This window comes from Chryseobacterium subflavum (assembly GCF_055762745.1).
Map to the genome: position 1 here is coordinate 139403 of NZ_JBVTMR010000001.1, position 25970 is coordinate 165372.

At 37.1% G+C, this 25970-nt stretch carries 28 protein-coding genes, 1 tRNA gene, 1 pseudogene and 1 riboswitch; of the genes and pseudogenes, 12 read left to right on the forward strand and 18 right to left on the reverse strand.

The genetic code is table 11. The annotated features are described in order from the left end of the window. Positions 1–9: 9 nt before the first annotated feature. Together AC0INN_RS00650 and AC0INN_RS00655 are read right to left on the reverse strand one after the other, a co-directional pair. Complete coding sequence (locus tag AC0INN_RS00650; RefSeq protein ID WP_172276817.1) at positions 10–1095, reverse strand: efflux RND transporter periplasmic adaptor subunit; 1086 nt, start codon at positions 1093–1095, stop codon at positions 10–12. Positions 1096–1191: 96 nt separating this feature from the next. Then, complete coding sequence (locus tag AC0INN_RS00655; protein WP_273650953.1) at positions 1192–1620, reverse strand: hypothetical protein; 429 nt, start codon at positions 1618–1620, stop codon at positions 1192–1194. A 596-nt stretch (positions 1621–2216) separates the two neighbouring features. On the opposite strand from AC0INN_RS00655, the gene AC0INN_RS00660 reads away from it, so the two are divergent. Then, positions 2217–2894 carry a TIGR02117 family protein gene (locus AC0INN_RS00660; protein WP_273650954.1) on the forward strand — a complete coding sequence of 226 codons (678 nt, stop codon included), beginning with the start codon at positions 2217–2219 and terminating at the stop codon, positions 2892–2894. Between the two features lie 33 nt (positions 2895–2927). Beyond that, positions 2928–3386: a hypothetical protein gene (locus AC0INN_RS00665; RefSeq protein WP_273650955.1), complete on the forward strand. Its 459-nt coding sequence runs from the start codon at positions 2928–2930 to the stop codon at positions 3384–3386. Positions 3387–3421: 35 nt separating this feature from the next. Here AC0INN_RS00665 and AC0INN_RS00670 read toward each other — a convergent pair whose 3' ends face one another. From AC0INN_RS00670 to AC0INN_RS00695, 6 genes are all read right to left on the reverse strand, one after another. Then, a complete protein-coding gene (locus AC0INN_RS00670; protein WP_273650956.1) occupies positions 3422–4552 on the reverse strand; it encodes an MBL fold metallo-hydrolase in 1131 nt (376 codons plus the stop codon). Positions 4553–4788: 236 nt separating this feature from the next. After that, positions 4789–4983 (reverse strand): cold-shock protein, encoded by a 195-nt coding sequence (locus tag AC0INN_RS00675; RefSeq protein WP_089029390.1) that lies wholly within the window; start codon positions 4981–4983, stop codon positions 4789–4791. Positions 4984–5014: 31 nt separating this feature from the next. Continuing rightward, positions 5015–5443, reverse strand: a complete 429-nt coding sequence (locus AC0INN_RS00680; protein ID WP_172276829.1) for a cold shock domain-containing protein — start codon at positions 5441–5443, stop codon at positions 5015–5017. 12 nt (positions 5444–5455) lie between these two features. Continuing rightward, entirely contained in the window at positions 5456–6190 is a 735-nt protein-coding gene (locus AC0INN_RS00685) for a DEAD/DEAH box helicase (protein WP_273650957.1), read from the reverse strand. 180 nt (positions 6191–6370) lie between these two features. After that, positions 6371–6526, reverse strand: coding sequence for a hypothetical protein (locus tag AC0INN_RS00690; RefSeq protein ID WP_273650958.1), 156 nt, complete (start codon positions 6524–6526; stop codon positions 6371–6373). A gap of 419 nt (positions 6527–6945) precedes the next feature. Beyond that, positions 6946–7458, reverse strand: coding sequence for a hypothetical protein (locus AC0INN_RS00695; protein ID WP_172276838.1), 513 nt, complete (start codon positions 7456–7458; stop codon positions 6946–6948). A gap of 140 nt (positions 7459–7598) precedes the next feature. On the opposite strand from AC0INN_RS00695, the gene AC0INN_RS00700 reads away from it, so the two are divergent. The 4 genes from AC0INN_RS00700 (at position 7599) to AC0INN_RS00715 (ending at position 13418) form a co-directional block, all read left to right on the forward strand. Next, a complete protein-coding gene (locus tag AC0INN_RS00700) occupies positions 7599–9011 on the forward strand; it encodes an aminotransferase-like domain-containing protein (protein ID WP_273650959.1) in 1413 nt (470 codons plus the stop codon). 265 nt (positions 9012–9276) lie between these two features. Next, positions 9277–9469: riboswitch (cobalamin riboswitch) on the forward strand. A gap of 405 nt (positions 9470–9874) precedes the next feature. Further along, a complete protein-coding gene (prpB, locus tag AC0INN_RS00705) occupies positions 9875–10783 on the forward strand; it encodes a methylisocitrate lyase (protein WP_273650960.1) in 909 nt (302 codons plus the stop codon). Beyond that, a complete protein-coding gene (gene prpC / locus AC0INN_RS00710) occupies positions 10776–11921 on the forward strand; it encodes a bifunctional 2-methylcitrate synthase/citrate synthase (protein ID WP_273650961.1) in 1146 nt (381 codons plus the stop codon). Before prpB ends, prpC begins: the two co-directional genes overlap by 8 nt. A 45-nt stretch (positions 11922–11966) precedes the next feature. After that, the gene (locus AC0INN_RS00715; RefSeq protein WP_306611220.1) at positions 11967–13418 is read left to right on the forward strand and encodes a bifunctional 2-methylcitrate dehydratase/aconitate hydratase; all 1452 of its coding nucleotides are present in this window, start codon (positions 11967–11969) and stop codon (positions 13416–13418) included. Between the two features lie 171 nt (positions 13419–13589). Here the strand turns inward: AC0INN_RS00715 and AC0INN_RS00720 are convergent, their stop codons facing one another. The 5 genes from AC0INN_RS00720 to AC0INN_RS00740 form a co-directional block, all read right to left on the reverse strand. Then, the gene (locus AC0INN_RS00720) at positions 13590–13919 is read right to left on the reverse strand and encodes a hypothetical protein (RefSeq protein WP_172276853.1); all 330 of its coding nucleotides are present in this window, start codon (positions 13917–13919) and stop codon (positions 13590–13592) included. Then, positions 13916–14314, reverse strand: a complete 399-nt coding sequence (locus AC0INN_RS00725; protein WP_306611223.1) for a DUF4267 domain-containing protein — start codon at positions 14312–14314, stop codon at positions 13916–13918. The genes AC0INN_RS00720 and AC0INN_RS00725 overlap by 4 nt, the downstream gene beginning before the upstream one ends. A gap of 69 nt (positions 14315–14383) precedes the next feature. Further along, positions 14384–14959 (reverse strand): Crp/Fnr family transcriptional regulator, encoded by a 576-nt coding sequence (locus tag AC0INN_RS00730; protein WP_172276859.1) that lies wholly within the window; start codon positions 14957–14959, stop codon positions 14384–14386. Between the two features lie 119 nt (positions 14960–15078). Further along, positions 15079–15669: a hypothetical protein gene (locus AC0INN_RS00735; protein ID WP_306611226.1), complete on the reverse strand. Its 591-nt coding sequence runs from the start codon at positions 15667–15669 to the stop codon at positions 15079–15081. Positions 15670–15904: 235 nt separating this feature from the next. After that, complete coding sequence (locus AC0INN_RS00740; RefSeq protein WP_172276865.1) at positions 15905–16318, reverse strand: hypothetical protein; 414 nt, start codon at positions 16316–16318, stop codon at positions 15905–15907. Between the two features lie 153 nt (positions 16319–16471). Here AC0INN_RS00740 and AC0INN_RS00745 point away from each other — a divergent pair, with 153 nt between their 5' ends. The 4 genes and pseudogenes from AC0INN_RS00745 to AC0INN_RS00760 all read left to right on the forward strand — a co-directional run bounded on the left by AC0INN_RS00745 (position 16472) and on the right by AC0INN_RS00760 (position 19638). After that, positions 16472–17035, forward strand: a complete 564-nt coding sequence (locus AC0INN_RS00745; RefSeq protein WP_306611229.1) for a TetR/AcrR family transcriptional regulator — start codon at positions 16472–16474, stop codon at positions 17033–17035. Between the two features lies 1 nt (position 17036). Next, positions 17037–18449 (forward strand): annotated as a pseudogene (locus AC0INN_RS00750) (MFS transporter). Positions 18450–18452: 3 nt separating this feature from the next. Then, entirely contained in the window at positions 18453–18962 is a 510-nt protein-coding gene (locus tag AC0INN_RS00755) for a methylated-DNA--[protein]-cysteine S-methyltransferase (RefSeq protein WP_306611231.1), read from the forward strand. A gap of 25 nt (positions 18963–18987) precedes the next feature. Further along, positions 18988–19638, forward strand: a complete 651-nt coding sequence (locus AC0INN_RS00760; protein ID WP_306611233.1) for a DNA-3-methyladenine glycosylase family protein — start codon at positions 18988–18990, stop codon at positions 19636–19638. 45 nt (positions 19639–19683) lie between these two features. On the opposite strand, the gene AC0INN_RS00765 is transcribed toward AC0INN_RS00760, so the two are convergent. The 3 genes from AC0INN_RS00765 to AC0INN_RS00775 form a co-directional block, all read right to left on the reverse strand. Beyond that, positions 19684–20463, reverse strand: coding sequence for a nucleotidyltransferase domain-containing protein (locus AC0INN_RS00765; protein WP_306611234.1), 780 nt, complete (start codon positions 20461–20463; stop codon positions 19684–19686). A 328-nt stretch (positions 20464–20791) separates the two neighbouring features. After that, positions 20792–20871: transfer RNA gene (locus tag AC0INN_RS00770), tRNA-Leu, on the reverse strand. Positions 20872–20939: 68 nt separating this feature from the next. Beyond that, positions 20940–21707, reverse strand: a complete 768-nt coding sequence (locus AC0INN_RS00775; protein WP_172276880.1) for an MBL fold metallo-hydrolase — start codon at positions 21705–21707, stop codon at positions 20940–20942. A gap of 55 nt (positions 21708–21762) precedes the next feature. On the opposite strand from AC0INN_RS00775, the gene AC0INN_RS00780 reads away from it, so the two are divergent. Together AC0INN_RS00780 and AC0INN_RS00785 are read left to right on the forward strand one after the other, a co-directional pair. Next, on the forward strand, positions 21763–23190 hold the full coding sequence (locus AC0INN_RS00780) for a TonB-dependent receptor (protein ID WP_172276883.1): 1428 nt from the start codon (positions 21763–21765) through the stop codon (positions 23188–23190). 12 nt (positions 23191–23202) lie between these two features. Further along, on the forward strand, positions 23203–23652 hold the full coding sequence (locus AC0INN_RS00785) for a GAF domain-containing protein (RefSeq protein ID WP_172276886.1): 450 nt from the start codon (positions 23203–23205) through the stop codon (positions 23650–23652). Between the two features lie 98 nt (positions 23653–23750). Here the strand turns inward: AC0INN_RS00785 and AC0INN_RS00790 are convergent, their stop codons facing one another. Continuing rightward, the gene (locus AC0INN_RS00790) at positions 23751–24479 is read right to left on the reverse strand and encodes an ABC transporter substrate-binding protein (protein WP_306611238.1); all 729 of its coding nucleotides are present in this window, start codon (positions 24477–24479) and stop codon (positions 23751–23753) included. 19 nt (positions 24480–24498) lie between these two features. Further along, positions 24499–25821, reverse strand: a complete 1323-nt coding sequence (gene mgtE, locus AC0INN_RS00795; protein ID WP_172276892.1) for a magnesium transporter — start codon at positions 25819–25821, stop codon at positions 24499–24501. Between the last annotated feature and the right edge of the window lie 149 nt (positions 25822–25970).

The window sequence follows — 25970 nt, forward strand, 5'->3', positions numbered from 1 at the left end:
GCTTTTTAATTACTCAGCATAGAGATCCAGGTTCGACATCACTTTTTCAGGCTTCTGATAGCGGGTGGAAATTTTTTGATTTTCCTGTACCATTCGAAGCCCGTCCAAAAGAATTCTTTCATCTTTTCCAAGTCCTGACGCCACTACATAAATATGTGGTAATTCAGCAGCAATTTTTATTTCCCGTGCTTTTACTTTGTTGTCTTTGTTGATTACATATACATATTTCTTTTCCAGCTCTTCAAAAGTTGCTTTCTGAGGAATCAGCATAGCGTTGGCATAGGGAGCTGTAATCTGTATATTTCCGGTTTCCCCATATCTGAGAAGACCCTTAGGGTTAGAAAAAGTTGCTCTATATGCAATATTTCCTGTTTCATTATCAAAATCAGACTCGATGGTTTCCACAATACCATCCTGGCTGAATGTTTTTCCATTGGCCATTTTTAAACGGACATGCATAGGATCATTGTCCTTTCTGTCACTCATCTGATTCAGGTATTCAGCCTCCGGAACATTGAAGTATACCCACATCTTGCTGTTATCCGAAAGTTCTGTGATCAGCTCGCCTTCGTCTACCAGACTTCCTTTCCGTACATGCAGACGGCCTACAATTCCGTTAAAAGGAGCCCTGATCTCAGTAAATTTCAGGTGTGTATTCATTGACGAAAGCTCAGCCTGGGCTTTTTCATATTTCGCCTTAGCCATTGCCATTTCCTGTGGAGCTACAATATCTTTATCTGAAAGATTTTTAGTGTTCTGGTATTCTATCTGAGCATATTTTGCTTCTGCCTTTGCCCTGTTAACATCAGATTCATAAAGGTTGGGCATAATTTTAAATAGCAGTTGTCCCTTTTTTACATATTGACCTTCATCTACATATAAGGTCTGGATATAACCTTTTTCCTGAGCACGGAGTTCTATATGGTTAATGGATCGGATTTGTGCTACATAATCTTTGTCGATTAAAGTATCTTTCACTAGCGGGCTTGTTACATTGAAAACCGCAGCTTCTGCTTTTTCTTTTTTCTCTGATTGACAGCTTATGCATAGCAAAATAATGCACAGGTTTATATACATGAGACTTTTCTTGACCATGATAATCATTTTATAGTAAATTTTTTTAATTGAAAAAATAAGGTTGCAGGCTCTCAGTATGAGAACCTATAAATTTTCCGTAAAAATATACTAAGATCACAGCCGGATGACCCTGTACTGGATGTACAGGTCATCATTGAAATATTTTAGATGTTCTGAATTAGCAAGTGAAACAGCACTCTGTCTGTTATGGAATTTCGTAACGAAATCAGGTTTCAGATGTCCGATGTCAGTCCCTAAACAGATTGGAGGTCCCGTAAAACCGGATGTCTCTACATTATCATCGTTTTCATTATCGCTTTCGGAAAGGTTTGCTCTAAGCTTATGGTAGGGCAGGTGTGAAACAACATATTGATCATGAAGTTCATGGTCCCTTAGAAAAGCATAAGAATGTTTTATATTGTTTTCCGAAGAATCATCACTTACGGATTTTGAATTGAAGTTGACATCAAAATCGGGATACTCCGGTATCTGACCAGAGTACAAACCTAAAACAGTGAGTAGTGCAAATAAAAAGGTAAACAAATATTGATGAAATCTTCCCCGCATCCAATGACAAAGGTAACTAAACTTGAAAATTGAAACAAAACGTGGGGATTAAAAATGTGTTAAAAAAATGATAAAAATGTAAAATATAATTACAATAAATGCCTGATTGCAAGTTCTTGATGAGAATGTATCCAAAAAAAAGGGGAGATTGAAGGGGATATGGTGGTGAGAAACTGAAAAATTGAGTTTCGTATGAGGAGTTAAGCGTTAAATTTTTGGTGATAAACCCTCGTTTGGAATTTCTGCTGTTCCAAATTAAAGAGGGTAGTCGACCATTCCTTAAATTTAGCGGTTTAAGGAGGCAAAGATTTTGTGAATAAAAATTCTCTGAAAAGCCTTTCCTAAAAAGAAAAATTGACTTTCAAAAAGATAAAATCTTTTAGAAAATCAACGTTTTTTTTGTATTCTTTTCGGAGCTGTTTTTACTCTTATTTTAAATCTTTTTTGGGATTTAGTGTTTTTACGCATATTTGTGACTATTTCATACTTAAATGTACTGATTTTTCCGATTAAAACAAATATTTTTGTTATAAATTAAAAATTAATTTTACGTAACCTTATAAGACATATCTGTGAAAAAAATACTTATTATCGTTTTAAAAGCTTTAGGAATCATCCTCGGGATCGTTGCTCTTTATGTTGTTCTTGCCCTGTTAGTCCCGTTTATCGGGGTTTCAGCGAAGGATGACGGTGAAAAGAAAGAGATTCCAATTTATATTTATACCAATGGAGTACACACGGATATTGTAATGCAGGTAAAAAACGATCTGCAGGACTGGAGTACAAAAGTTCCTTTCTCCAATACCACTTCAAAGAGAACTGATTATCAATATATAGGAATCGGATGGGGAGATAAAGGTTTCTACCTGGACACTCCGACATGGGCTGATTTAAAATTTTCAACAGCTTTCAAAGCTGCTTTCTGGTTAAGTGAATCTGCAATGCACTGTACTTATTATAGTACGATGAAAGAAGGAGAAGACTGTAAAATGATTATGATCAGCAGGTCCCAGTATAAAAAATTAGTTGAATTCGTAGAAGCCAAATTCGATAGAGATAAGAATGGTAATTTTATTCTCATCCCGACAAATGCTGTGTATGCTGATAATGATGCCTTTTATGATGCTAAGGGAAGCTACAATTTCACGTATACCTGTAACACCTGGACAAATGATGCCCTAAAAGCTGCGGGACAAAAAGCAGCCCTGTGGACGGCTACAGATTTTGGAATATTCAGGCATTATAAATAATTTTTAGTCAGAAAAAATATAATCCCTTAACTGATGATAACTGAAATTGAACAACAGACCCTGGACATTGATTGGTTTCTCACGGATGGCAAATACATTGGATTTATGGCTTCTGCAGGAGGAAAGTTACCTGATTCTGTAGCTAAATCAGCAGAAAATCATAAGAAATTAGTACATTATTTCAGGAATTTGCCTGTAGTATCAGATTTTACAATTAATCCCGAATTAAACTCGGTCTTAATTGAAATATATCGTAGTAAAGCAGATGAAAGATATCTTGAAGATTACATTTCAATGGCAAAAAAAGGTTTGTATTCATTTGATAAAAGTAACTTTAATCATTTTCTTGATGGTAACTACCACCTGGTAGCGAGCCCTGTGAATCCTCTAACATTAGAAGATTTACCTGTGGATATATCGGAGATCCTTATAGAGACCCAATTTCAGGATAAAATAAACCAAATGCTGAAAATGGACATCTCAAGTTTATAAAATTGGAATTTTCCAAAATTAACTTTTCAGATGCCTCATTGAACATTTTTCCACCATTCGTTAAACTTCTGATTTGTTTGGTCTAAATGAACTAATTCGCCGATCATAGGAGTTGCTAATCGATAAGTTTGGTTCTTAGAAAGAGCAGTGATTTTTTCCAAAGGTTCTTTCCAGGGATGGTTGGCCAGGGTGAATTTAGAATTATGCACGGGTAATAAATTTTGGGCACCCAGCTCTTTTGTTCCCAAAGCAACTTCTTCCGGAAGCTCATGTACCGATTGCCATGCTTTATTATATTGCCCACATTCCATAATGGCCCAATCAATTTTTCCGTATTTTGAACCTATAGATTTAAATCTATCATCACGACCTCCGTCTCCGCTGTAGTACACTTTCATAGAAGGTGTCTGAATCAGGAAAGAAAGCCATAATGCCTGTCCGCTTCTGAATCCTCTTCCGGAATCATGATGTGTAGATTCCGTAAATATGATAAATTCTGGCTTTACGTTTACGGATTCGTACCAGTCTTTTTCTATAATCTGATCGGGTGTATATCCCCAGCGTTCAAAATGAGCTCCGTTCCCTAAACCACAGACTACATGTTTTGTCTTTTTTTGCAGTTCTTTTACGGTTTCGTAATCCAGATGATCATAATGATCATGCGATAAAAGTAGGTAGTCGATTTCAGGCAGGTCTGCTACCGTATAAATATCACTTCCTTTATAAGCCGTAACACTTCCAGGGATAGGGGAGGCTTTTCCACTGAATACAGGATCAACAAGGATCTTTACGCCATCGAGCTGAAGAAAAAATGAAGAATGCCCAAACCATACATACGCGTTATCATGAATATTCAGTGCTTTTAAATTGGTCTTTATGGATGGTAGCGAATCTACGGGGCTTCGGTGTGGAAATTTTGTAAACAGGGTTTCGTACAATACACCCGGCATCGAGTAGCCTTTAGTAAGCGTTGGCCTCTCCACAATATTCCTGAATCTGCCATCTTTATAATGGGAAGAAGCTTTTATCAGTTCAAGACGTTTACCCTCCGGCAGGGCTCCGAATTCCTCCCGCCTCATATAGAAAAAGGTAATGATACCAAGAACAGTGATAATGAGGACCAGCAGGATCAATATTTTCCGGAATACTTTTACAATTCTTTTCAAGGTGATTGATTTTTTACTTCAAAATGTTTTTAGATGTCCAGATCACCCGGAACATCAGTGATGTGTTTTTATTACATAAAGATAATACTTCCCAATAAAGTAATGATGGGTTTATTATTTATAGGACGATCGACTTTGGATTATACTTTATCTGGATTTATTTGAAATAAAAAAAAGACCCCAAATGGGGCCTTCTGTGTGATTTGATATTATCTTATCGGAAAATATCTGGAAAACTATGCAAGTTTTACGTTTACTGCGTTTAATCCTTTTTCACTTTTTTGTACTTCAAAAGTTACTTTATCGTTTTCACGAATAATTCTTGTGCTTAACCCTGAAGCGTGTACAAAGATATCCTGTCCTCCGTCTGCTGGAGAAATAAATCCGAAACCTTTTGTTTCGTTAAAAAATTTTACTGTGCCTTCTTGCATTGTAATTGTTATTAAAAATTGTTGTTATTTATTATTTGATCAGTTGAATATCAATAGCAGAAAATCCTTTCGGAGATCTCTCTTTTTCAAATGATACTTTATTTCCTTTCTTTACGGGTTCCGCACAGTTGTTGGAATGGAAAAATACATTTTCCTTTGTTTTATCTTCTGTAATAAAACCATAACCTTTTTCACTGAAAAAAGTAATAATTCCTGATTTACGGATTTCCTCTTCAGGAATAGGAGCAGCTCCCAGCTGAATATCATCAAGGTTAATTTCTTGCGTCTCTTCAGGTGGAGTAGAAGTAAGTCTTCCGTATGAATCCACATACGTTAGCATTTCATCAAGTCCCTTTCCTTTATTGTTATTAGTTTTTCGTTCTTCACGGCGTAAAGCCTTTTCTTTTTGTTTTTGAATTTTTTTCTTGAAATTTTCTTTTTTAGAGAAAGAATCTGCCATAAATTAATTTTATTATTTAGTTATTATATTAAAGTACTGGAGCGGATCGGCGTTATAAAGCCTGTCCGTTTTTTCTTTTTTTCCTACGGGTATCACTGTATGATCTGCATTTTTTTCTATAGGTGTAGGTTTAATCTCCACCGGGTTGCTTAGCAATGGATCAGCAAATCTTTTAACCTTGTCTGATATGACCGAAGAAAAAAGTAAGGTTTGTCTTTTATGAGGAAGAAGTTTAATAACTTTCTTCACATCATTCACAAAATTCGTATCGAGCATTTTATCTGCTTCATCTAAAACCAGGATTTCAATCCTGGAAAGACTGATAGGTCTCTGATTGATTAATTCAAGTAAAGCAGCAGGAGTTGTTATAAGAACGTCCACTCTTACTCTTAAAGCGGCAAGCTGATTTCCTTGTGATGTTCCATCATGAATGGTCAACTGGGATAAAGGAAGATATTTACTGTAAATTCTGAAATCTTCTTCAATCTCCACTGCTATTTCTTGTGTCGGCGTTAATACCAGTGTCCGTATTTCTTTATGTTCCGGTGCGCTTTTCTTCAACAGCTGAATAACAGGCATGGTAAATGCTGCTGTTTTTCCAGGTTCCTTAGGTCCAAACCCCAAAATATCTCTACCCATCAAAATCTGCGGAATAACATCCGCCTGTATTTCTGTCGGTTTAGAATATCCTGTCTCTGTAGCGGCGCGGATAATGGGATTAATTAAATTTAAATTTTTGAAATTCATTGATAAGGTTTGCCGAATCTTCGACCTTTGACCAATTCTTTATCAGGAATTGAATATTTATTTTATTGTTGGTGTATCGGAAAAAAATAATTTTTCCCGTTGTTTCATTTGCTTTGTTCACCAATAATCTGAATAAATAAAGATCGTTGCTGAGTTTGCAATAGCGTGGCATGCCTCACATTAAATGAGCACCTCTATACGCCCGTAAACCCTGGAGCCTGCGTAATGGTCTTCTTTTGTAATTTCTACTGAGAGTAAATCTCCTAAAGGAGTAAAAGGATCTTCAAATTGTTTTTCTATTCTTTGTTTTTTAAAGTTGCCTGTATATATATTCATTCAAGAAATAAATAAGGGTTAATTTTTGGCAGCTGAAAAAGCAAAAACTGAAAGAAAAAAATAAGTATTCTAAACTGTAACAGATAGCAAAGGCAGAGGCCTGGTTATTTATTAAGTGCAAAGATACGAAAAAATAAGGGATAATCGATGTTTTAATTAATTGATTTTCAAAAAATTGTTTAAAAACAGCTTTTAGCCATAAAGAATCGGGCTTCTGTTTGTAAATATAAGGTCAAAATCTTTTGTAATGGGTTGTTTTTTTAATTAATGTATTACATGATCCTGTCAGCAACATTATATCTGCTAACAGGATCTGTTTGTTGAGGTTGCTTTTCCTCCTCTAAGCTAAGAAAATTAAAATATTGTCCACATCTGTTCCAAAAAATAACAATGTAAATATGTGAAAGGAATAGTCTTATTTACTTCAGCTTCAGTTCGTATATTTTTGCAGGGAGTGAAAATGCTTTCAGTGTGGTCGTTTTTATAAATTCAAATCCAACCGAATTGAAGAATGAGAGCATGGGATCATCTTCAGTTATGCTGATCCAGATACGATCTGTAAAAGTAATAGCTGATCTGCTTTTGTTCCATAATGATTGTCTTATTTCAGGCTGATCATATTCAGGAAGGATAGAAAAATCAATTATTTCCGTCATTCTCTCCCCTTCATTTGCTTCCGGATATAATGATCCGCTTTTAAAAAGGCAATAACCGACGGGTTCATGATCTGCAAACACCATAATGAGCTGGGTGGATAAGTCATTCAGGATATTGATCATTTTCCTGTATTCTACATTTTCGGCAAGGTATTCTTCAATTTTTTCCGATGAAACTTTTCCAGAATAGGTATTTCTGATATATGGTCTCATGACAGCAAAAAGGTGATCGATTCCCTGGTCTGATCCTACGGTAAATTTGGATATAATTTCCATTATGATTCTTTTTTACCCAAAGCTAATGGATTATTAAACTGTTGTATGAGTACAGTTGAGTACAATTGAATCAGTACAGTTGGTTTTTAATCATTTGTGCGAACACATTTGTACATTTGTTATGAAAAAGATGAAACGCCATGAAGACGTACAGATATGAGATTTTTACCACTACTATTGAAGATAAAATAAAGACTGGAATGTTAAAGCCCGGCACCCGTCTACCATCTGTGAGAGAGATTAAAGAAAATTATCATCTGAGTACAAGTTCGGTTCAAAGTGGTTATGATCATCTGGTGATGAAAGGATGGGTGAAAAATATTCCCCGCTCCGGTTATTTTGTAGCAGATGATGTTCCACAAATAAGCAGTGAAAACTTACCACTTTACCCGGTCTCAAAAAATGAAGTTTTCAATAAAAATGTTGCTCTGATTTCATCAAGAAATAAGCCCTCCGAATATGCCTCATTTAATTCGGCGGCACCTACGGATCTATTGATTCCGCAAAAGCTCATTTTAAAAAAAATGCAGAAAGTGATCCGCGAAAAAGGGACTTCACTTCTTCGCTACTATCCTGCTAACGGGTCTTTAGAACTAAGAGATCTTATCGCTAAACGTACTTCTCAATATGGATACACATTGCATCCTGAAAAATTAATCATTACTGATGGAGCATTGCAGGCACTTTACATTGCCCTGGCATCTGTGACGAATGCCGGTGACCTCATTGCTGTTGAAAGTCCGTGCGTTTTTTCTGTTTTGGAAGTAATTGCCAATCTGAAACTTAAAGTCATAGAAATTCCTGTCCGGGATAGAAATGGTTTTGATACGGCATATTTAAAAAAGATATGCGCGGATCATGATATCAGATCTCTTGTAGTTACACCTAATTTTCACAATCCTACAGGAATTCTGATGTCGGAAACTGTAAAAAAAGAACTGCTTTCCATTGCGGAAGAATATGAGTTTCCGATTATCGAAAATGATATTTACGGAGACCTTTATTTTGGCAATGAGAGACCTTCGGGGATCGGGAGTTTTGATACCGGTGGTTGGGTAATAACTTTTTCTTCTTTTTCCAAAACATTGGCTCCCGGTATTCGCCTGGGATGGATGCATTCGGGAAAATTCCATGCGGAAGCAGAGAGAACCAGGTTTGCCTTAGGAAGATCTGTTGCTCCGGTATATCAGGAACTGGTCATTAAACTGCTTGAAGACCATAGCTATGATAAACATTTGCGTTCATTTCGTAAACAGCTATATAAGCAGGCCAAAGATGTGTTAGAGATATTAAAAAGCCATTTTCCGGATGGGGCTTATTTTGAAGATCCTCAGGGTGGATACAGCATTTGGGGAAGTTTGCCTGAAGGAGTGGATATGGAGAAATTTTACGCTTATTGCGAACAGCAAAGAATATTATTTACTCCCGGAGAAATTTTTAGCCTTACCGATCAGTTCAGGTACCATTTCAGGATTATTTTTGCAGAACGTATCACATCCCATAGCCTGTTGGCTTTGCAAAATATAGGTGAGAATTTGAAACAGATATTGTGAGTGTTTTTCAGGCTTTTATCTGTTAATTCAGAATCATATTTTCATATTGAGAGCATATGCTTTTCTCAATAATCGTGTTTGTCGGATTTTTTTGCAAGTGATTTTTACATAATCAAGATCATTTTAATTATGATTTTGAAAATTGAAAATATATTTATAATGCCTATTTTCAAAGAATTACGAATTCCTAACTGTTGTTCGTAAATAATTATTTTCGTGTTTCAATAAAATACCTATATTTACCACCAAGGAGTTCATTTATACTTCTTTATCAACCGGAATTGGTTACACTTAGCTGTGAATTAAAAGGGAATCGTGTGTGAATCACGAACTGTCGCGCAACTGTAAGTAACACTCAAAAGGTTTTTATCAATCAGGGTTCACTGTTCTTTTTTTGAATGGGAAGGACGATAAAAATTGTTACAAGTCAGGAGACCTGCCTATTTCGAATTGACGATGCTTTCGCGATCTGAAGCTTATAGTCAGGTATGATACGATGTGATAACAGTGCCCGATATCTTTTTGTGTACATTATCATTTTTAAGAAATGGTTTACAGGTTTTGCTTTTCAGGGCTGTATCATTTCTACAGCTTGCTCGTATTAGTCCCTTTCCATAATTTTCTCTTTTACAAAGTATTGTGAAGTTTTATCAGCACCTTTTATATTGATTTATAAGCATTACAGGCTGATGGCAGCAATCTTTGACCGGATTGTTATTACATGAAAATGTAATGAGGCTGTTCAACCATTCATTAAGGTTTATAGGTCGTTTAATTATTTTAATCATTTAAAGAATAATCTTTCTTTAAATTGTTGGAAGAATGTGAGTTAAAATACATCAAAACGAACAATAATATTAAAGATGAGTAAAAATGTAAGTCTAGAGTCTGCCGGATTACGTTTCCGGGAGACGATGCAAAAAGAAAACCCTCTTCAGATTGTCGGGGCTATCAATGCCAATCATGCATTGCTGGCGCAGCAAGCAGGATTCAATGCTATTTATCTTTCCGGAGGAGGAGTTGCTGCAGGATCGTTGGGAATTCCGGATCTGGGAATTACGACCCTTGAGGATGTTCTGATCGATATTCAACGAATAACCAATGTATGTGATTTACCTCTATTGGTGGATGTAGATACGGGGTTTGGTCCTTCGGCATTCAACGTAGCAAGAACTGTAAAATCATTAATTAAAGCCGGAGCAGGTGCTTTGCATATTGAAGACCAGGTGGGAGCGAAACGTTGTGGGCACCGTCCAGGTAAAGAAGTGGTAAGCAAAGAGGAAATGGTAGACCGTTTGAAGGCTGCTGTTGATGCTCGGACGGATGAAAATTTTGTGATCGGGGCACGTACTGATGCTTTTGCCAATGAAGGGCTTGAAAAAACATTGGAAAGGGCTGTTGCCTATAAAGAAGCCGGAGCAGATTTCATCTTTGCGGAGGCTGTTCCTGATTTAAGCTATTATCAAAAGTTTGTAGACGCTACAGGTATTCCTGTACTGGCCAATATTACAGAATTCGGAATGATTAAAATGTATACTGCTGATGAACTGAAAGATGCGGGAGTCGGTTTGATTTTATATCCCCTTTCTGCTTTCCGGGCGGCAAATAAGGCAGCACTGAATGTTTACGAGCATATCCGGAAAGATGGAACCCAGGCTCATGTAATTGATACCATGCAGACCCGGGAAGAGCTTTACAAAAGTATTGGATACCATGATTACGAACAAAAATTAGATAACCTATTTAAACAGAACAAGAATGTCAATGAATAACGAACCAACATTTAAGCCTAAGAAAAGTGTAGCGCTTTCCGGGGTTGCCGCAGGTAATACTGCACTTTGCAGTGTAGGAAAAAGTGGAAATGATCTCCATTACAGAGGTTATGACATTTTGGACCTCGCAGAAAAAGCAGAATTTGAGGAGGTAGCCTATCTTCTTATTTACGGACAGCTACCAACAGGAGCCCAGTTAAAAAACTATAAAGCCAAATTGAAATCATTGAGAGGATTACCACATTCTGTAAGAAATATCCTGAAAAGTATTCCTGCAGCTGCCCATCCGATGGATGTAATGCGCTCCATGGTTTCAGCAATTGGAAGTATTCAGCCTGAAAAAGACGATCATAATGTGGCGGGAGCAAGGGATATTGCAGACAAATTACTGGCATCATTCAGTTCCGGACTTTTGTATTGGTATCATTATACGCATAACGGAAAAGAGATTGATGTAGAAACTGATGATGATACTATTGGAGGCCATTTTCTTCACCTGTTGCATGGTAAAAAAGCACCCGATTCCTGGGTGAAGGCAATGGAAATCTCTCTTAATCTGTATGCAGAGCATGAATTTAACGCTTCCACTTTTACTGCGCGTGTTATTGCGGGAACCTCTTCAGATTTTTATTCCTGTATAACGGGAGCTATCGGCGCTTTAAGAGGTCCTAAACATGGTGGGGCGAATGAAGTGGCTTTCGAAATTCAGAGTCGTTATAATTCCCCGGATGAAGCGGAAGAGGATATCAGAAGGCGTATTGGTAACAAAGAAGTAATTATTGGATTTGGACATCCGGTGTACACCATATCGGATCCGCGAAACGTAGTGATAAAAAAAGTAGCGAAAGAACTTTCCGAAGAGGCCGGAGATATGTTGCTTTATCATATTGCTGAAAGGCTGGAAACCATAATGTGGGAAGAAAAGAAAATGTTCCCTAACCTGGATTGGTTCTCAGCGGTTTCGTATCATCTGATGGGAGTACCAACCCTTATGTTCACTCCGTTATTTGTTATTTCAAGAGTCACGGGATGGAGTGCCCACATCATTGAACAAAGGCAGGATGGCAAAATTATCCGTCCAAGTGCCAATTACACCGGGCCTGAAAATAAAGAATTTGTTCCTATCACAAGCAGATAATACAATCGATTTAAAATATAAACTAATTAAACTTAAAACAAAAAGATGTCATCACACATTTCAAATGAAAGACCACAACCGGATCAGGTATTAACAGATATTGCAGATTATGTATTGAACTTCGAAATTAAAAACGACCTGGCCTGGAAAACGGCTCACTACTGCCTTTTAGATACTATTGGATGTGGATTGGAAGCTTTAACTTATCCTGCATGTACAAAATTATTGGGGCCTATCGTAAAAGGAACTGTTGTTCCGAATGGTGCAAAAGTGCCGGGAACTCAGTTTCAACTGGATCCGGTTCAGGCGGCTTTCAATATCGGAGCTATTATTCGTTGGCTGGATTTTAATGATACGTGGCTAGCTGCAGAATGGGGACATCCTTCTGATAACTTAGGAGGAATTTTAGCAACCGCTGACTGGTTGTCCAGAACCCATATTGCAGAAGGAAAAGCTCCTTTGAAAATGAAGCAGGTGCTGGAAGCCATGATCATGGCGCATGAAATTCAGGGAGTAATTGCTCTTGAAAATTCATTCAACAGAGTAGGTTTAGATCACGTTTTATTAGTGAAGTTGGCTTCTACGGCCGTTGTAGGGAAATTAATTGGATTAACCCGTGATGAGCTGATCAATGCGATCTCATTGGCCTTTGTGGACGGACAATCTTTAAGAACATACCGTCACGCTCCTAATACAGGAAGTCGTAAGTCATGGGCAGCCGGAGATGCCACTTCCAGAGCTGTGCGTTTAGCATTAATTGCCAAAACCGGCGAAATGGGTTATCCTTCGGTACTTACGGCTAAAACATGGGGATTCTATGATGTTTCATTTAAAGGAAATGAATTCAAATTTCAGCGTGAATACGGTTCTTATGTAATGGAGAATGTATTGTTTAAGATCTCTTTCCCTGCTGAATTCCATTCACAAACAGCCGTGGAAGCAGCTATGACATTGCACCATCAATTAAAAGGGATGGGTAAAACAACTGAAGATATTAAAAAAATTACTATTCGTACGCATGAAGCGGCTATCAGGATTATCGATAAAAAAGGTCCCCTGAATAATCCTGCAGACAGAGATCATGCGATTCAATATATGGTAGCGGTACCTCTTATCTTCGGAAGGCTGACTGCTGCCGACTATGAAGATAATATTGCTTCAGATCCAAGGATTGATATTCTTCGTGATAAAATTGAATGTATCGAGGAGGTTCAGTTTACCACTGATTACCATGATCCTGAAAAACGTTCCATTGCCAATGCATTAACAGTAGAGTTAAATGACGGAACTGTTTTGGAAGAAGTAAAAGTAGAGTATCCTATAGGACATAAACGAAGAAGGGATGAAGGAATTCCTGAACTGATTAAAAAGTATAAAGTGAATCTCGCCCGTATATTCCCGGAAAAGCAGCAAAGACTTGTATTGGAAAATTCTCTGGAGTATGATAAGCTGGTTAACCTCAATGTTAATGAGTTTGTGGATCTTTTGGTTATTTAATTATCTGAAATTCAATAAATAATTTCAGGAAAATAAAATAAATACTGACTTACCAAACACCTTAAAACAGATATTTGATTTTTTTTCAAAGCCTGAACAATCGTGAAGTTCAGGCTTTGATATGTAATAACTTTTTATTGAAAATAAAATTGAAATTGTATCGAAGAATACCTACGTTTTGATGACTCCTATCAAGCCTGCAAGGATAGCCATTCCGAATAAAAGATAGAACACTTTCGTTGGAACATTTTTCCCACTGTATATTCCGCAAAAAGTTGAAACTCCTAAAAACAAAAATGATTTTGGGATGATCTTATATAAATTGATGTGAGGGTATTTCAGGACGACAAGGAGAATTCCTGTTAATAAAATGGTAACTCCAATAAGAATGTTTTTTTTATGAAGAACCTTATTCTGTTGAGGAAATAATATGGCAAGCTGAATAATAAATACTAAGAATGCGATGAAATGTAAAACCAGAACGATATTAAATAAAATCATGATAGTATTAGTTTATGGTTTTGTAAATAATAAAATCCACACGACAGACAAATGATAACGGCGATCAGGTGGGAAACTAAATGACCGGCTGTGGAGCCAGGATGTGATAGTACGACGAAGAAGTCTGTAGCTGGAATGATAGTTCCTAAAACCAGGATAACACCTAATGCGAAGAACTGTTTTTTCCATAAAAGAAGGATAATGATCAATCCAAAGAAAAAATCACGGATTCCTTTGATATACTGAAAAGAAAAATCCCCATTGGTAACAGTACGGATACCATAATCTATTTCAGCACCAACAGGATTAATAAAAAAGCGGATTCCAATGTAAAGTAAACCAATACCTGAAATGAGGCTAAGCCAGAATGATGTTTTTTGTTGTAAACGTTTCATAAGAACTTTATTTTGTTGATACAAAATTCTTCAACGTTTAATAGAAATTGATGCACCCAGGTTAATAAATCATAAAAGTGATATTCTTTTTCTGATTCTGCTCAATGATTGTGGCTTTACTCCCACATAGGAAGCAATATAATATTGAGATATCCTTTGTTGCAGATCAAAATGCTCCTTAATAAATTTTTCGTAGCGGGATTTTGGAGAATCCGTATAAAATGAATTCCTGTCTTTTAATGTTTTGATAAGAACATACTCAATAGATAGCCGTCCAAATCGCTCTCCATTTTTTACCTGTTCATACAGCTTCTGAAGATTTTCATAGCTGATGGTCCAGATCCGGGTATTTTCTAAAGCCTGAATGAGTTGCTTAGATGGTGTCTGCGGGCCAAAGCTTTCAAAATTACAGGTAAATTCATTTTCTTTTGAGAAGCCATAAGTTCTTTCTTCCCCATCATCATTGATGTAATAACGGACAAGACCATTTTCAATAAAGCCGACATATTTGCAGATTTCACCTTCCTTAAGGAAAAAATCTCCTTTTTTATATTCTTTCAATCTGAATAAGTTCTGAATTATTTTTTCTTCATCATAACTTATTTCTACTATCTTTTTTATAGCCACAAGTAAAGCATTATCCATTCTAAAACAATTTAGTTAGCGGTAAAACTTATATCAACAGTATAATTTTGATAATATGGAAAGTTACGGCTTTCAATTAAAGAATAATAAACTTTGCGCTCAGTATTTTATTGAGCAGATTACTGATATTGGTATTCGATATTACTCCACAAAACAACATCACCGGATTCGGTCATTTCTGCTGGTTTATTAAAAGAACTTTTACCGAAAATAGTTTCATATTGTGTAACACCAAAAGTGTTCGTTTGTGAAATCAGCATGGGTCCGAAATCAGTTCTTGGAACTTTTTTTACATACCGTAGTGATCTCTTTAATGTAAATGAAGATTTTTCTCTGTTAAAATTACCGATATAGGTCAATTCGTTATGATCATTGATAAATACAGAATCCTTGTCCATTGTAATGGTATATTTTATGCCGGCTGATGTTTCGGAAATCAGCTGTAAAGAGCTGTTTTTTATGTCAAGACTTATTTTCCTCCATATTGGTTCCTGATAAGTTCCCCAATAAGCAGTCAGATAAGATTCGCCGGGATCAGATTCCTGGGCAATCGGTCCTTTATAAAGAGTAACATTTTTTACAAGATAATTTTTATATTCCAGGTTATATAATGTTTTTTCCGTTGGTTTTGGTTTTTCAGAAATATCATCATTTCCCGCACATGAAATGAGTAATGTCGAAACTAAAAGAATATTGAGAATAGGTTTCATTGCAATTTAAAATTGTATCGTCAGGATAGTTTTTACGTATGTTTAATTCACGGTAAAGATACTTATTATTGTATTAAATCTCCTCAAATACTTTATATATGGGCTTTTTAATAATTGTTAAATTTGCAATGAGCTAGTTTTTAGTAATTTAATTTTTGACAGTATTCATTAAATTGCGTCAAAAATGTGATGGAAAAAATACTTTCTTCAATTCTAATAAGGTTGACTGTTTAATTTAATAAGCCCTTGCAATATTGATTTCTTCATAAGTGTCCCACATATCAGTAGTGATTTTCGTTACCGTTAGTTCATTGCCATTTATTGAAGCTTTGTAATTGACAAAATTAAGGGTCATATTTGAAGAGGAACTGTTATAATATCCCTTTTGTATTTCATATTTTTCGCAGTTTATGTACGATACAAAAGTTGCAGGAGTAGTATCGATAAGCTGATCGATCTGGTAGTATGATTTTGCAGCACAGGTACCATCATGCGATACGGTAAAGGTTACCACCCCATTTTTTTTCTTAAACGACTGGTACAAATAGTATCTGGTAGATTTTTTAGATGGGGCAGGAGAAGTATAATCCGAATCACTTATGCAGGAAGTAAGAAAAAGAATTGATAAGACCAGCAGGAACACTTTCATAATTTGATGTTTTTGCAAAGATATACTTTGATATTATATAATGCTATTACTTTCATTAATGGATATCTTAACATAGCTTTTGATATATACATTATAGAAAAAAGTGAAAATTTAAATATACAAGTCTGTCTATTTAATTTATATCTTTGTACCATGAAACAAAGAGGACAAGTTGTAACCGACAGGATATTGGATACCGCCGAACGTTTATTTTATAGACAGGGTTATAGTAATACTGGTATCAATCAGATCATTGAAGAGGCTGATATTGCCAAGGCATCTTTATATAAACATTTTGAAACAAAGACAGACCTGTTGATCGCTTATATCCGCCGTACCCATGAGCTATGGTTCAGCAGGCTGGAAAGCAGTGTCAACAAAGTTAAAGATCCTAAACAGAAACTACTGGCACTTTTTGATCATCACACCGAACGTCAGAAATTCAGGCAGTTCGGAGGCTGTCCGTTCATTAAAGCAAATGATGAAGCAGGGACAAGTGATCCGGAAGTTTTAGCCGAAATACAATCAGCTAAAGTGCACAGTAAAGAATTTATAAAAAACCTTGTTGAAAATTCCGGACATAAGAACATATTGTCTGATGAAGAGCTGGCAGAAACAATCTACGTTATGCTGGAAGGCGCTATTGTTACCGCTTCCGTCTTTAAAAAACCTGACGAAATCCAGTCTGCCAAAAAAATCATTGAAAAACTGATCTAGAATGAAAGATATAAAAAATAAGTGGCTGGAGCTGATCATTGTATTGGCCGCACCTTTACTTTCTGTAATTGATGTATTCATCATCAACGTGGCGATACCTACCATTAAAAAAGGAGTTCATGCGACTGATGGCGAAATGCAGTTCGTTATTGCGGGGTACCTGCTTGGTTATGCTGCTTTTCTTATTACCGGAGGTAGAGCGGGAGACCATTTTGGAAGAAAGAAAGTTTTCTTTTGGGGAATGTTTGCCTTTACAGTTGCTTCATGATTATGTGGTCTTTCGCAATCCGCTTTTCAGCTGAATGCAACCAGGATACTCCAGGGGCTCAGTGCATCATTTATGGTTCCGCAAACCATAGCGTTTATACAAGTTCTTTTTACTGATACTAAAGAGCGGGCAAAAGCATTTGGCCTGTATGGTATAACACTTGGAACTGCTGCAGCCATCGGTCAAATGCTGGGAGGATACCTATCGGATACCCATTGGTTCATAGAAGGCTGGAGACTCGTGTTTTTTATCAATCTTCCTATCGGGATCGTTACACTTTGGGCAACTCATAAATACCTCACGGAAACCCCGAAACATGAGTCTACAAAATTCGACTATACAGGAATATTGATTTTAACGCTGGCATTATTTTCCCTTATTTATCCCCTGATCCAGGGTCGTGAATCAGGGTGGCCGCTGTGGAGTTTTGCATTGCTTATTTTATCAGCCATTTTGTTTACATTTTTTATTTATAATCAGAAAATTAAACTTTCAAGAAATGGAAACCCTTTGATTGATGTAAGATTGTTTAGAATAAAAGATTTCAATATCGGTCTGGTTGCGGTATTATTTCATTTTATGCTGCATACGGCATATCTTTTACTCAGTGCCGTTTATTTACAAAATGGATTGGGTATCTCAGCAATGGATAGCGGATTGTACTTTGTTGTTCCCGGGATTTTATTTATCATATCTTCTCTCATGGCGTCGAGGCTGATTGTTATATTTGGAAAAAGAGTATTACAAGTGGGAGTGGTTATTCTGTTTATCGCATTTTATCTCCAGATGACACTTTGGAAACCCGGGATCAGTACCTCGCTGATTATCGGTCTAATGGGAATATGGGGATTCGGAAACGGATTGGTCCTTCCTTCATTATTAAATGTTGCTCTGAAAAATGTACCTTCACAGTATGCAGGTGCAGCTGCTGGAATCTATTCAACTTTTCAGCAAACAGCGTCGGCACTGGGAGTAAGTATCATTGGAGGTGTGTTCTTTTATTTTTCAAAAGACGGCTGGCAGGAGGCTTACCATTTTGGGGTTATCTGCCTGTTGATTTGCGTTGTAATCGTAGGGCTGATGTTACAGTTACTTCCCGGAGCAAAATCGGTAAACGAAACTAATGGAAAAGTACTTAAAACATGAACCATGGATGATAAAAGGCTAGTATACAAAGATGTTTCTTCTCCTGTCGGATTAATCAGGGTAATCGCTTCAGATGTGGGGCTTGTGGCTATAATCTGGGAAGGCGAAGGTTATAAAAGAACCCAACTTTCTATTCCGGAAAGGAAGAATCAGCACCCTATACTTTTACAGACGGAAAAAGAGTTAAAAGAATATTTTGAAAACAGCAGAAAAGTCTTTGATGTTCCATTGGATCTGGAAGGAACGGAATTTCAGATTAAAGTCTGGAAAGCTTTACTGAAAATCCCTTATGGTATGACAAAAACCTACGGGGAAATGGCTAAGATTCTGGGAGATACAAAAGCAGTACGTGCAGTAGGCGGTGCTCTAAATAAGAACCCCATCTCCATTATTGTCCCTTGTCATAGGGTAGTAGGAGCGTCAGGGAAATTGGTGGGCTTTGCCGGAGGGTTGGAAAACAAATCAATTTTACTTGATCTCGAGAAAAGCTTCAGAATGCCGTCTTTATTTTAAATTTAATATAAAAAAAACAGATTGTATGGAATCAACATCGGAGACCAGAGTTTTTAACCTTGAAAATTTCCATCAGCTATGTGAGCATTTAGCAGCTCATGATCAGGATTTAAGAGAAGTTTTAGAAAACCACGGTTACCCGCCGATGTGGACCCGTGAAAACACTTTTGAAACACTAGTCCATATTATTCTGGAACAACAGGTTTCATTGGCATCTGCTTTAGCTGCCCTCAATAAACTAAAAGAAAAAATGCAGGAGATTACTCCTGAGCATATTCTCAAACTTACGGATGAAGAGTTGAGGAAATGCTATGTAAGCCGCCAGAAGATTGTATATATCAGAGGTCTTGCAGAAGCCATCATAAAAGGTGAAATAGATCTTGAAAAGCTATCGGAAATGTCGGATGACGAAGCACGTAAAACATTAGTAAGCCTAAAAGGAATAGGTAACTGGACAGTTGATATTTATCTGATGTTTACCCTTCAGCGGGCAGATATATTCCCGATTGGGGACCTGGCTGCGGTCAATGCTTTAAAACGTTTGAAACAACTTCCGTCCAAAGTTGCCAGAGAAGAAATACTTGAAATCAGTGAACAGTGGAAACCCTTCAGGTCTGTCGCTTCTATGATGCTGTGGCACTATTATTTGTCTAATGCGAAAAAGAGGACCGGATGAAAACCGTTATTGAATCGTAGTTTTACGTAAAGATAATCTCAAAAATTATTCTTCTTTCAGCTCTTCAAAATAAAGCATTACTTTTTTTTCAGTTTCATCTTGTAAGATTATGTTGTTGCCGAAGAGGACGTTCCTTAATTTCCGGTATAATAAAACTGAATGACGGAGACATTCCAATAATGAGTGCCGATTGTATTGTGGCAGGGTAAGTTTTAAATCTTCAAGATCCTTAACCTCCAGATCTGTTTCTACTTTTCTTACTCCTCTGGGTAAATTCTTGTTTTTGATATGGAGGAGTGGTCCAAAGACACTCATCCTCAAAAAACCTAAGAAGTCAAAGGCTTCAAAATACTCACCTCGACCCACCTTCAGTAAAGCGTAATGTATCCATATCCAAAACCGGTCTTCAAGCCACTGATAGTCCGGATACGGAAAACTGGAGACGGAATGGTCGATAACTTTCTGAAGTCTGCCATTTTTGTCAAGAAGAATGGTGGGGGTTTCAACTCTTTCATGAAATTCCTCCAAAGTGACAAATTTTAGATCTACATGCAAGAGAGGGTTGTCATATAAACAAATTAAAAGCCTTGGTTCCCCAACATGTTCACCTGTAAATGCTGAAAGGAAATTACCCAAACGTTTTGCATAATTAATCATCACATTTTTGTCTCCTGTAACTTTTTGTTCGGTTACAATAATCAAATCCAGATCAGAAAATTCATCCATCTGATCTGATATCCATGAGCCTCCGACAGCCAAACCGATGATGGTCTCATCAGTTTGCAGAATCTCTTTAGCCTTGTTTGCAAATTCAACCTGTATCATTTCGACGTTTTAATAATGGTATTGTTTTTATATGTCAAGAAGCCTAAATTATAAAAAATAACAAATAGGTGAGCTAATATATTTTGAAGCCATTACGTCTTCGAACCATTCAAGATATGGTAAGTAGGAGCTAAATGTTTCTTTGACTGTTAACCAGGAATCTTATGAACTGGTGTTTGAGACCAGCATGTCTACCAATTCCGCCACCCGGGCTTGCAATTGGTGTGCATAAAACGGGTTAAAGAATTTGAATATTAAAAATTTTTGATTTTGTTAGTAAATTATACTAAAAATAAAAACCTCCGAAAATACTTTCAGAGGTTTTTTGTACCCAGGACCGGGATCGAACCGGTACTCCTAAGAACTGGTGTTTGAGACCAGCGCGTCTACCAATTCCGCCACCTGGGCTTGCTTTAAATTGGTGTGCAAATATAGAAACTTTTCTTATAATCTGAAAACTTTTTATCAATTTTTCTTTAAAAATTTATTTCAAGACCATCGTAGGCAAGGTGCATTCCGGATGGAAGTAATTTATCTTCAACATCATGCAATCCTAAATGATGACTGATATGGGTAAGGAATAATTGTTTGGGTTGAAGCTCTTCAAACAGCTTTATCGTGTCCGGAACTATAAAATGGGCAGGATGGGGATCAAATTTTCTGATCGCATTTAAGATTAAAACATCAAGATCTTTCAGCTTTTCCTTTTCTACATCGGAAATAAAGCTTGCATCTGTGATATAGGCAAGCTTCTTGAATTTATATCCAAAAATAGCGATCTGATGATGCATGACTTCAATAGGAGTAATCAACGTATCAAGAATGGTAAAAGGCTGGTTTTTTATTTCGTGCAGATCAAAGGCCGGAGCTCCCGGATATCTTACATCCGCAAAGGCATAAGGAAAACGGTTTTTAATTTCGTTTCCTACTCTTTCATTGCAGTATATGGGCATATTCTGGCCGCTTTTGAAGATAAGGGGCCGCATATCATCAAGGCCGATGATGTGGTCATTATGTTCGTGCGTAATTAAAGCGATATCTACCGTCGTTTCGTGGTTCACCAACATCTGCTGCCTGAAATCCGGGCCGCAGTCGATGAGTATTTTTCGGTTTTCTTCTGTAGTGATCATTACGGAAGATCGTAAGCGGCTGTCTTTGGGATTATCCGAAGTGCAGACCTCACATGTGCAGCCAATAACGGGTACACCCTGGGAAGTACCTGTTCCTAAAAATTTCAACTTCATTTTGTTTTGAGGTTGGTATTAATTTTGGTAAATTTACAAAAAATTTAATGTCCTAATGTATCAGAAACTAACTCCTAAACAAAAAGCATTAACAATTAATCTAGATCCTACTATTTATGGTACTTTCGCGGAAATTGGAGCAGGGCAGGAGACTGTTCGGCATTTTTTTAGAGCAGGAGGCGCTTCGGGTACAATCGCTAAGGCGATGTCTGCTTATGACAAAGATTTTAGTGATGCGATCTATGGAAAAGAAGCTAAAAACAGGTATGTAACTCAAAACAGACTTCGTAAAATGCTTCGCTATGAAGTTGCCTTGATCGAAGAAAGAATTTCCAGGGAAAACAGCCCGAACAGAAAATTCTTTTCCTATGCCAATACGGTAACAACCATCAATTTTGATAAAACGCTTAAAGGCCACGGTTGGGTAGGAATCCGTTTTCAGGTAAAAGAAAACGAAGGCTATAACGAAATCGTTATCCACGTTAAGTTTAAAGAGAATGATGCTACATTACAGCAGGAGACTCTTGGAAATTTAGGGGTAAATCTGATCTTTGGAGCTTTTACATATTATGATAATCCACGAACCTTAATTGAGTCATTATATGACGACATAGCGACCGACAATCTGGAAATTGATATGATAGATTTCAGCGGGCCGGCGTTCGATTATGTGGATAACAGGCTGATGTCTTTACAACTGGTGAAAAACAATATGACGGATGCCGTTATTTTTAATAGCCAGGGTAATAATATGCTTCCTGCAGATATTTTATACAAGAAGAATATCTTTGCGGTAAGAGGAAGTTTCAGGCCGGTGACCAAAGTGAATATCGATATGCTGCAAAACGGTATTGATCTATTTATGAAGGATGCAGCCTGTACGGAAGAACAAACGGAAATCCTGATTGAAATTACCATTTCCAACCTTCGTGCTGATGGTGATATCGATGAAAGAGACTTTATGGACAGGGTGGATATCCTCGGTAAATTAGGATATACCGTAATTGTATCGAACTTCTCCGAATATTACCGATTGATCGATTATTTTGCCTCATATACAAGCGGAAATATAGGAGTTGCGATGGGGGTAAATAACCTGTTGATGGTTTTTGACGAGAAATACTATAAGAATCTCTCAGGAGGAATCCTGGAAGCTTTTGGTAAATTTTTCCGTAACGGAATGAGGGTTTACCTATATCCTTATAAGGATCCTGAAACTCATGAGTTGTTAGATTCATCAACGCTAAAAGTAGAGGAAAACTTAAAAGAGCTCTATAAATATTTCAAACTCAATAACCGTATCGTAGATATTGAAAACTATAATCCGGAATTCCTGGAAATATACTCCAGAGAAATATTGAGAAAAATTGCCTGCAATATCAAAGGCTGGGAAACTCAGGTTCCGGAAGGAGTTGCAGAAATGATCAAAGAGCGTGGAATGTTCGGTTATAAAGAAGAACTTTCCTTCAAACAATTTTCTTAAAACAATAATATAATGTCAGAATTAAAGAAAAGACTTTCTTCTATTCTTGAAAGTCCAAAACATAATACAGAAGAAAAACTTCAGAAAGTTTGCCATCTGCTGGATCAGGAAATCTCCTATTTCAACTGGACAGGTTTCTATTTTAAAAATGGAGATAAAGAAGAATTGATATTGGGTCCTTATGTAGGAGCAGAGACAGATCACACCATCATCCCTTATGGGAAAGGAATTTGCGGACAGGTTGCTGTTTCCAATGAAACGTTTGTGGTTCCTGACGTTCATCAGGAATCTAATTATTTAAGCTGTTCGATAGATACAAAGGCAGAAATTGTGGTTCCTATCTTTAAAAATGGTGAAAATGTAGGGCAGATCGATATCGATTCCCACACAATAGATCCGTTTACTAGTGAAGACCGCGAATTATTGGAATGGCTTTGTAATGAAGTTTCAAAGATCCTTTAATCGATCACATCTATAAAAATATAACTCCGGAATTCAAGCCGGAGTTTTTTATTTTATGTCTGAAATCATGGTGTAGGATAACTGTACTCTATGGCATTTTATAAATCAATTTCAGCCACCAGTTCCTTAAAGTAATTTCCACATTTTGCAATATGGGTCCCATACCAGGAGAATGCTTCTCCATCTACGATGATTATTTTTTTATCAGGGTAATATTCCTTTAATTCTGCAATATGTTTTTCTTTAAAAGGGAAAGGTTCTGATGAAAGCATGATCAGGTCTGTATCCGCCAGGTCCTGAATGGTTACCTCCGGATAACGTGTTTTATCTTTAAAACTGTTTTCAATACCTATTTCCGTCAAGATCCTGTGAATAAAAGTATCCGCACCCACTGTCATATAAGGGTTTTTCCAGATGAGATAGGCAGCCTTGATCTTAGAGCTGATTTTAGTCTGATTTAAAACCTCGTAGATCTTTAGATTATAGGCTTTAGCCCTTTCTTCTTTTTGAAAGATATTGCCCAGATTTTTCAGTAGATAATAATTGTCTTCAATAGTTTCAACGTTGGTTACAACCACTTTGAAATCTTCCATCAAAGTCTCTACCTGTTCTTTGATATTTTCTTCTTTATTGGCAAGGATAAGGTCCGGTTGCAGGCCTTTAATCTTTTCGATATTCAGATTTTTTGTTCCACCGATAACGGGAACGTTTTTGATTTTGTCTTTGGGATGAATACAGAATTTTGTTCTTCCGATAATCTCATTTTCAGTTAAACCCAAATCAAATAAAGCCTCCGTAATAGAGGGTACCAGAGAAATAACTTTCATTTTTAGACTTTGCCTAAAATTACAAAAGTTTACCGGTTAAGAAAAGTCCGGCTACGGAAAAGTAAATAATTAATCCTGTAACATCCACTAGGGTAGCTACAAAAGGAGCAGATGACGTTGCAGGGTCGAGTTTTAATTTCTTTAGAATAAAAGGAACCATCGAACCGGAAAGTGTTCCCCAAAGCACAATCAATACCAGGGAAACGGCTACGCTTAAACCTACATATACCCAGTGAGCACCATAGCTGAAGAACCCGGCTTCATGCCAGATCATGATCCTTAAAAATCCGATAAGGCCAAGTATTCCTCCGAGGAACAACCCGGTAAAGATTTCTTTCCTCATTACATACCACCAGTCTTTTAATCCGATTTCCTGAAGTGCCATCGCCCGGATGATAAGCGTTGCAGCCTGTGAGCCGGAGTTTCCACCACTGGAGATAATTAATGGGACAAATAATGCCAGTACAACGGCTTTTTGAATTTCATCCTCGAAATATCCCATTGCCGAGGCAGTAAGCATTTCGGAAAAGAATAATATGATCAGCCACATTCCTCTTTTTTTGACCATTTCGATGAGGGAAGTCTGGGTGTATGGTAAATCAAGGGCTTCAAGACCCCCGAATTTCTGGATATCTTCGGTGTTCTGCTGTTCGATCTGGTCAAGGATGTCATCGATGGTTACAATCCCTACAAGGACTCCTGATTCCGTGATAATGGGAAGTGCGGTGCGGTCATATTTTTCGAAATAGGTAACTGCATCCTCTTTTGAGGTCATTGTGGTAATGGCAACAAAGTGGTTATCCGTTAATTCCGAAACAAGAGTATCTTCTTCTGCCAGTAATAGACTACCAAGCGCTAAATCGTCAATGAGGCGGTTTCTTTCATCTACTACATACAGATGGTTCATTGTTTCCACCCTTTTTCCTACTTTCTTGATCTGCTGTAAACATTTCTTCACAGTCCATTCCTTACGGATCTGGATGTAATACGGAGTCATCAGACGGGCAATGGAGTCGGAATGGTATCCTAAAAGCTTTAATGCAATCCTCCTTTCCTGTGGGTTAAGATGATTGATTGAATACTTAATAAGCTCATCAGGAAAATCTTCAAACAGGGCAGTCCTGTCATCCGGAGTCATCGCATTCAGGATCTCTGAAACTTCATCACTACCGATACTTCTGATCGTTTCCTCCTGGAAATCAGGATCAAGATGGGAGAAAACCTCTGCTTTGTATTCTTTAGGAACCTTTAAAAACGCCAGGAGCCTTTCATCAGCAGGAAGGTTGCTAAGAGTTTCGGCAATATCGGCAGGATTTAAGATAAGTTCGTCAGTATAATTCAAAGCGTGAGATTTTAGGATATGCAAAAATAATTCAATTTTTTAAAATTGACCAATGATGTGACAAAATTAAGGATTTATTAAAGTTTTACACCTGTATTGAATGGCTATGACATTTTATCAATAAAAAAACATCCGCTTATTGCGGATGT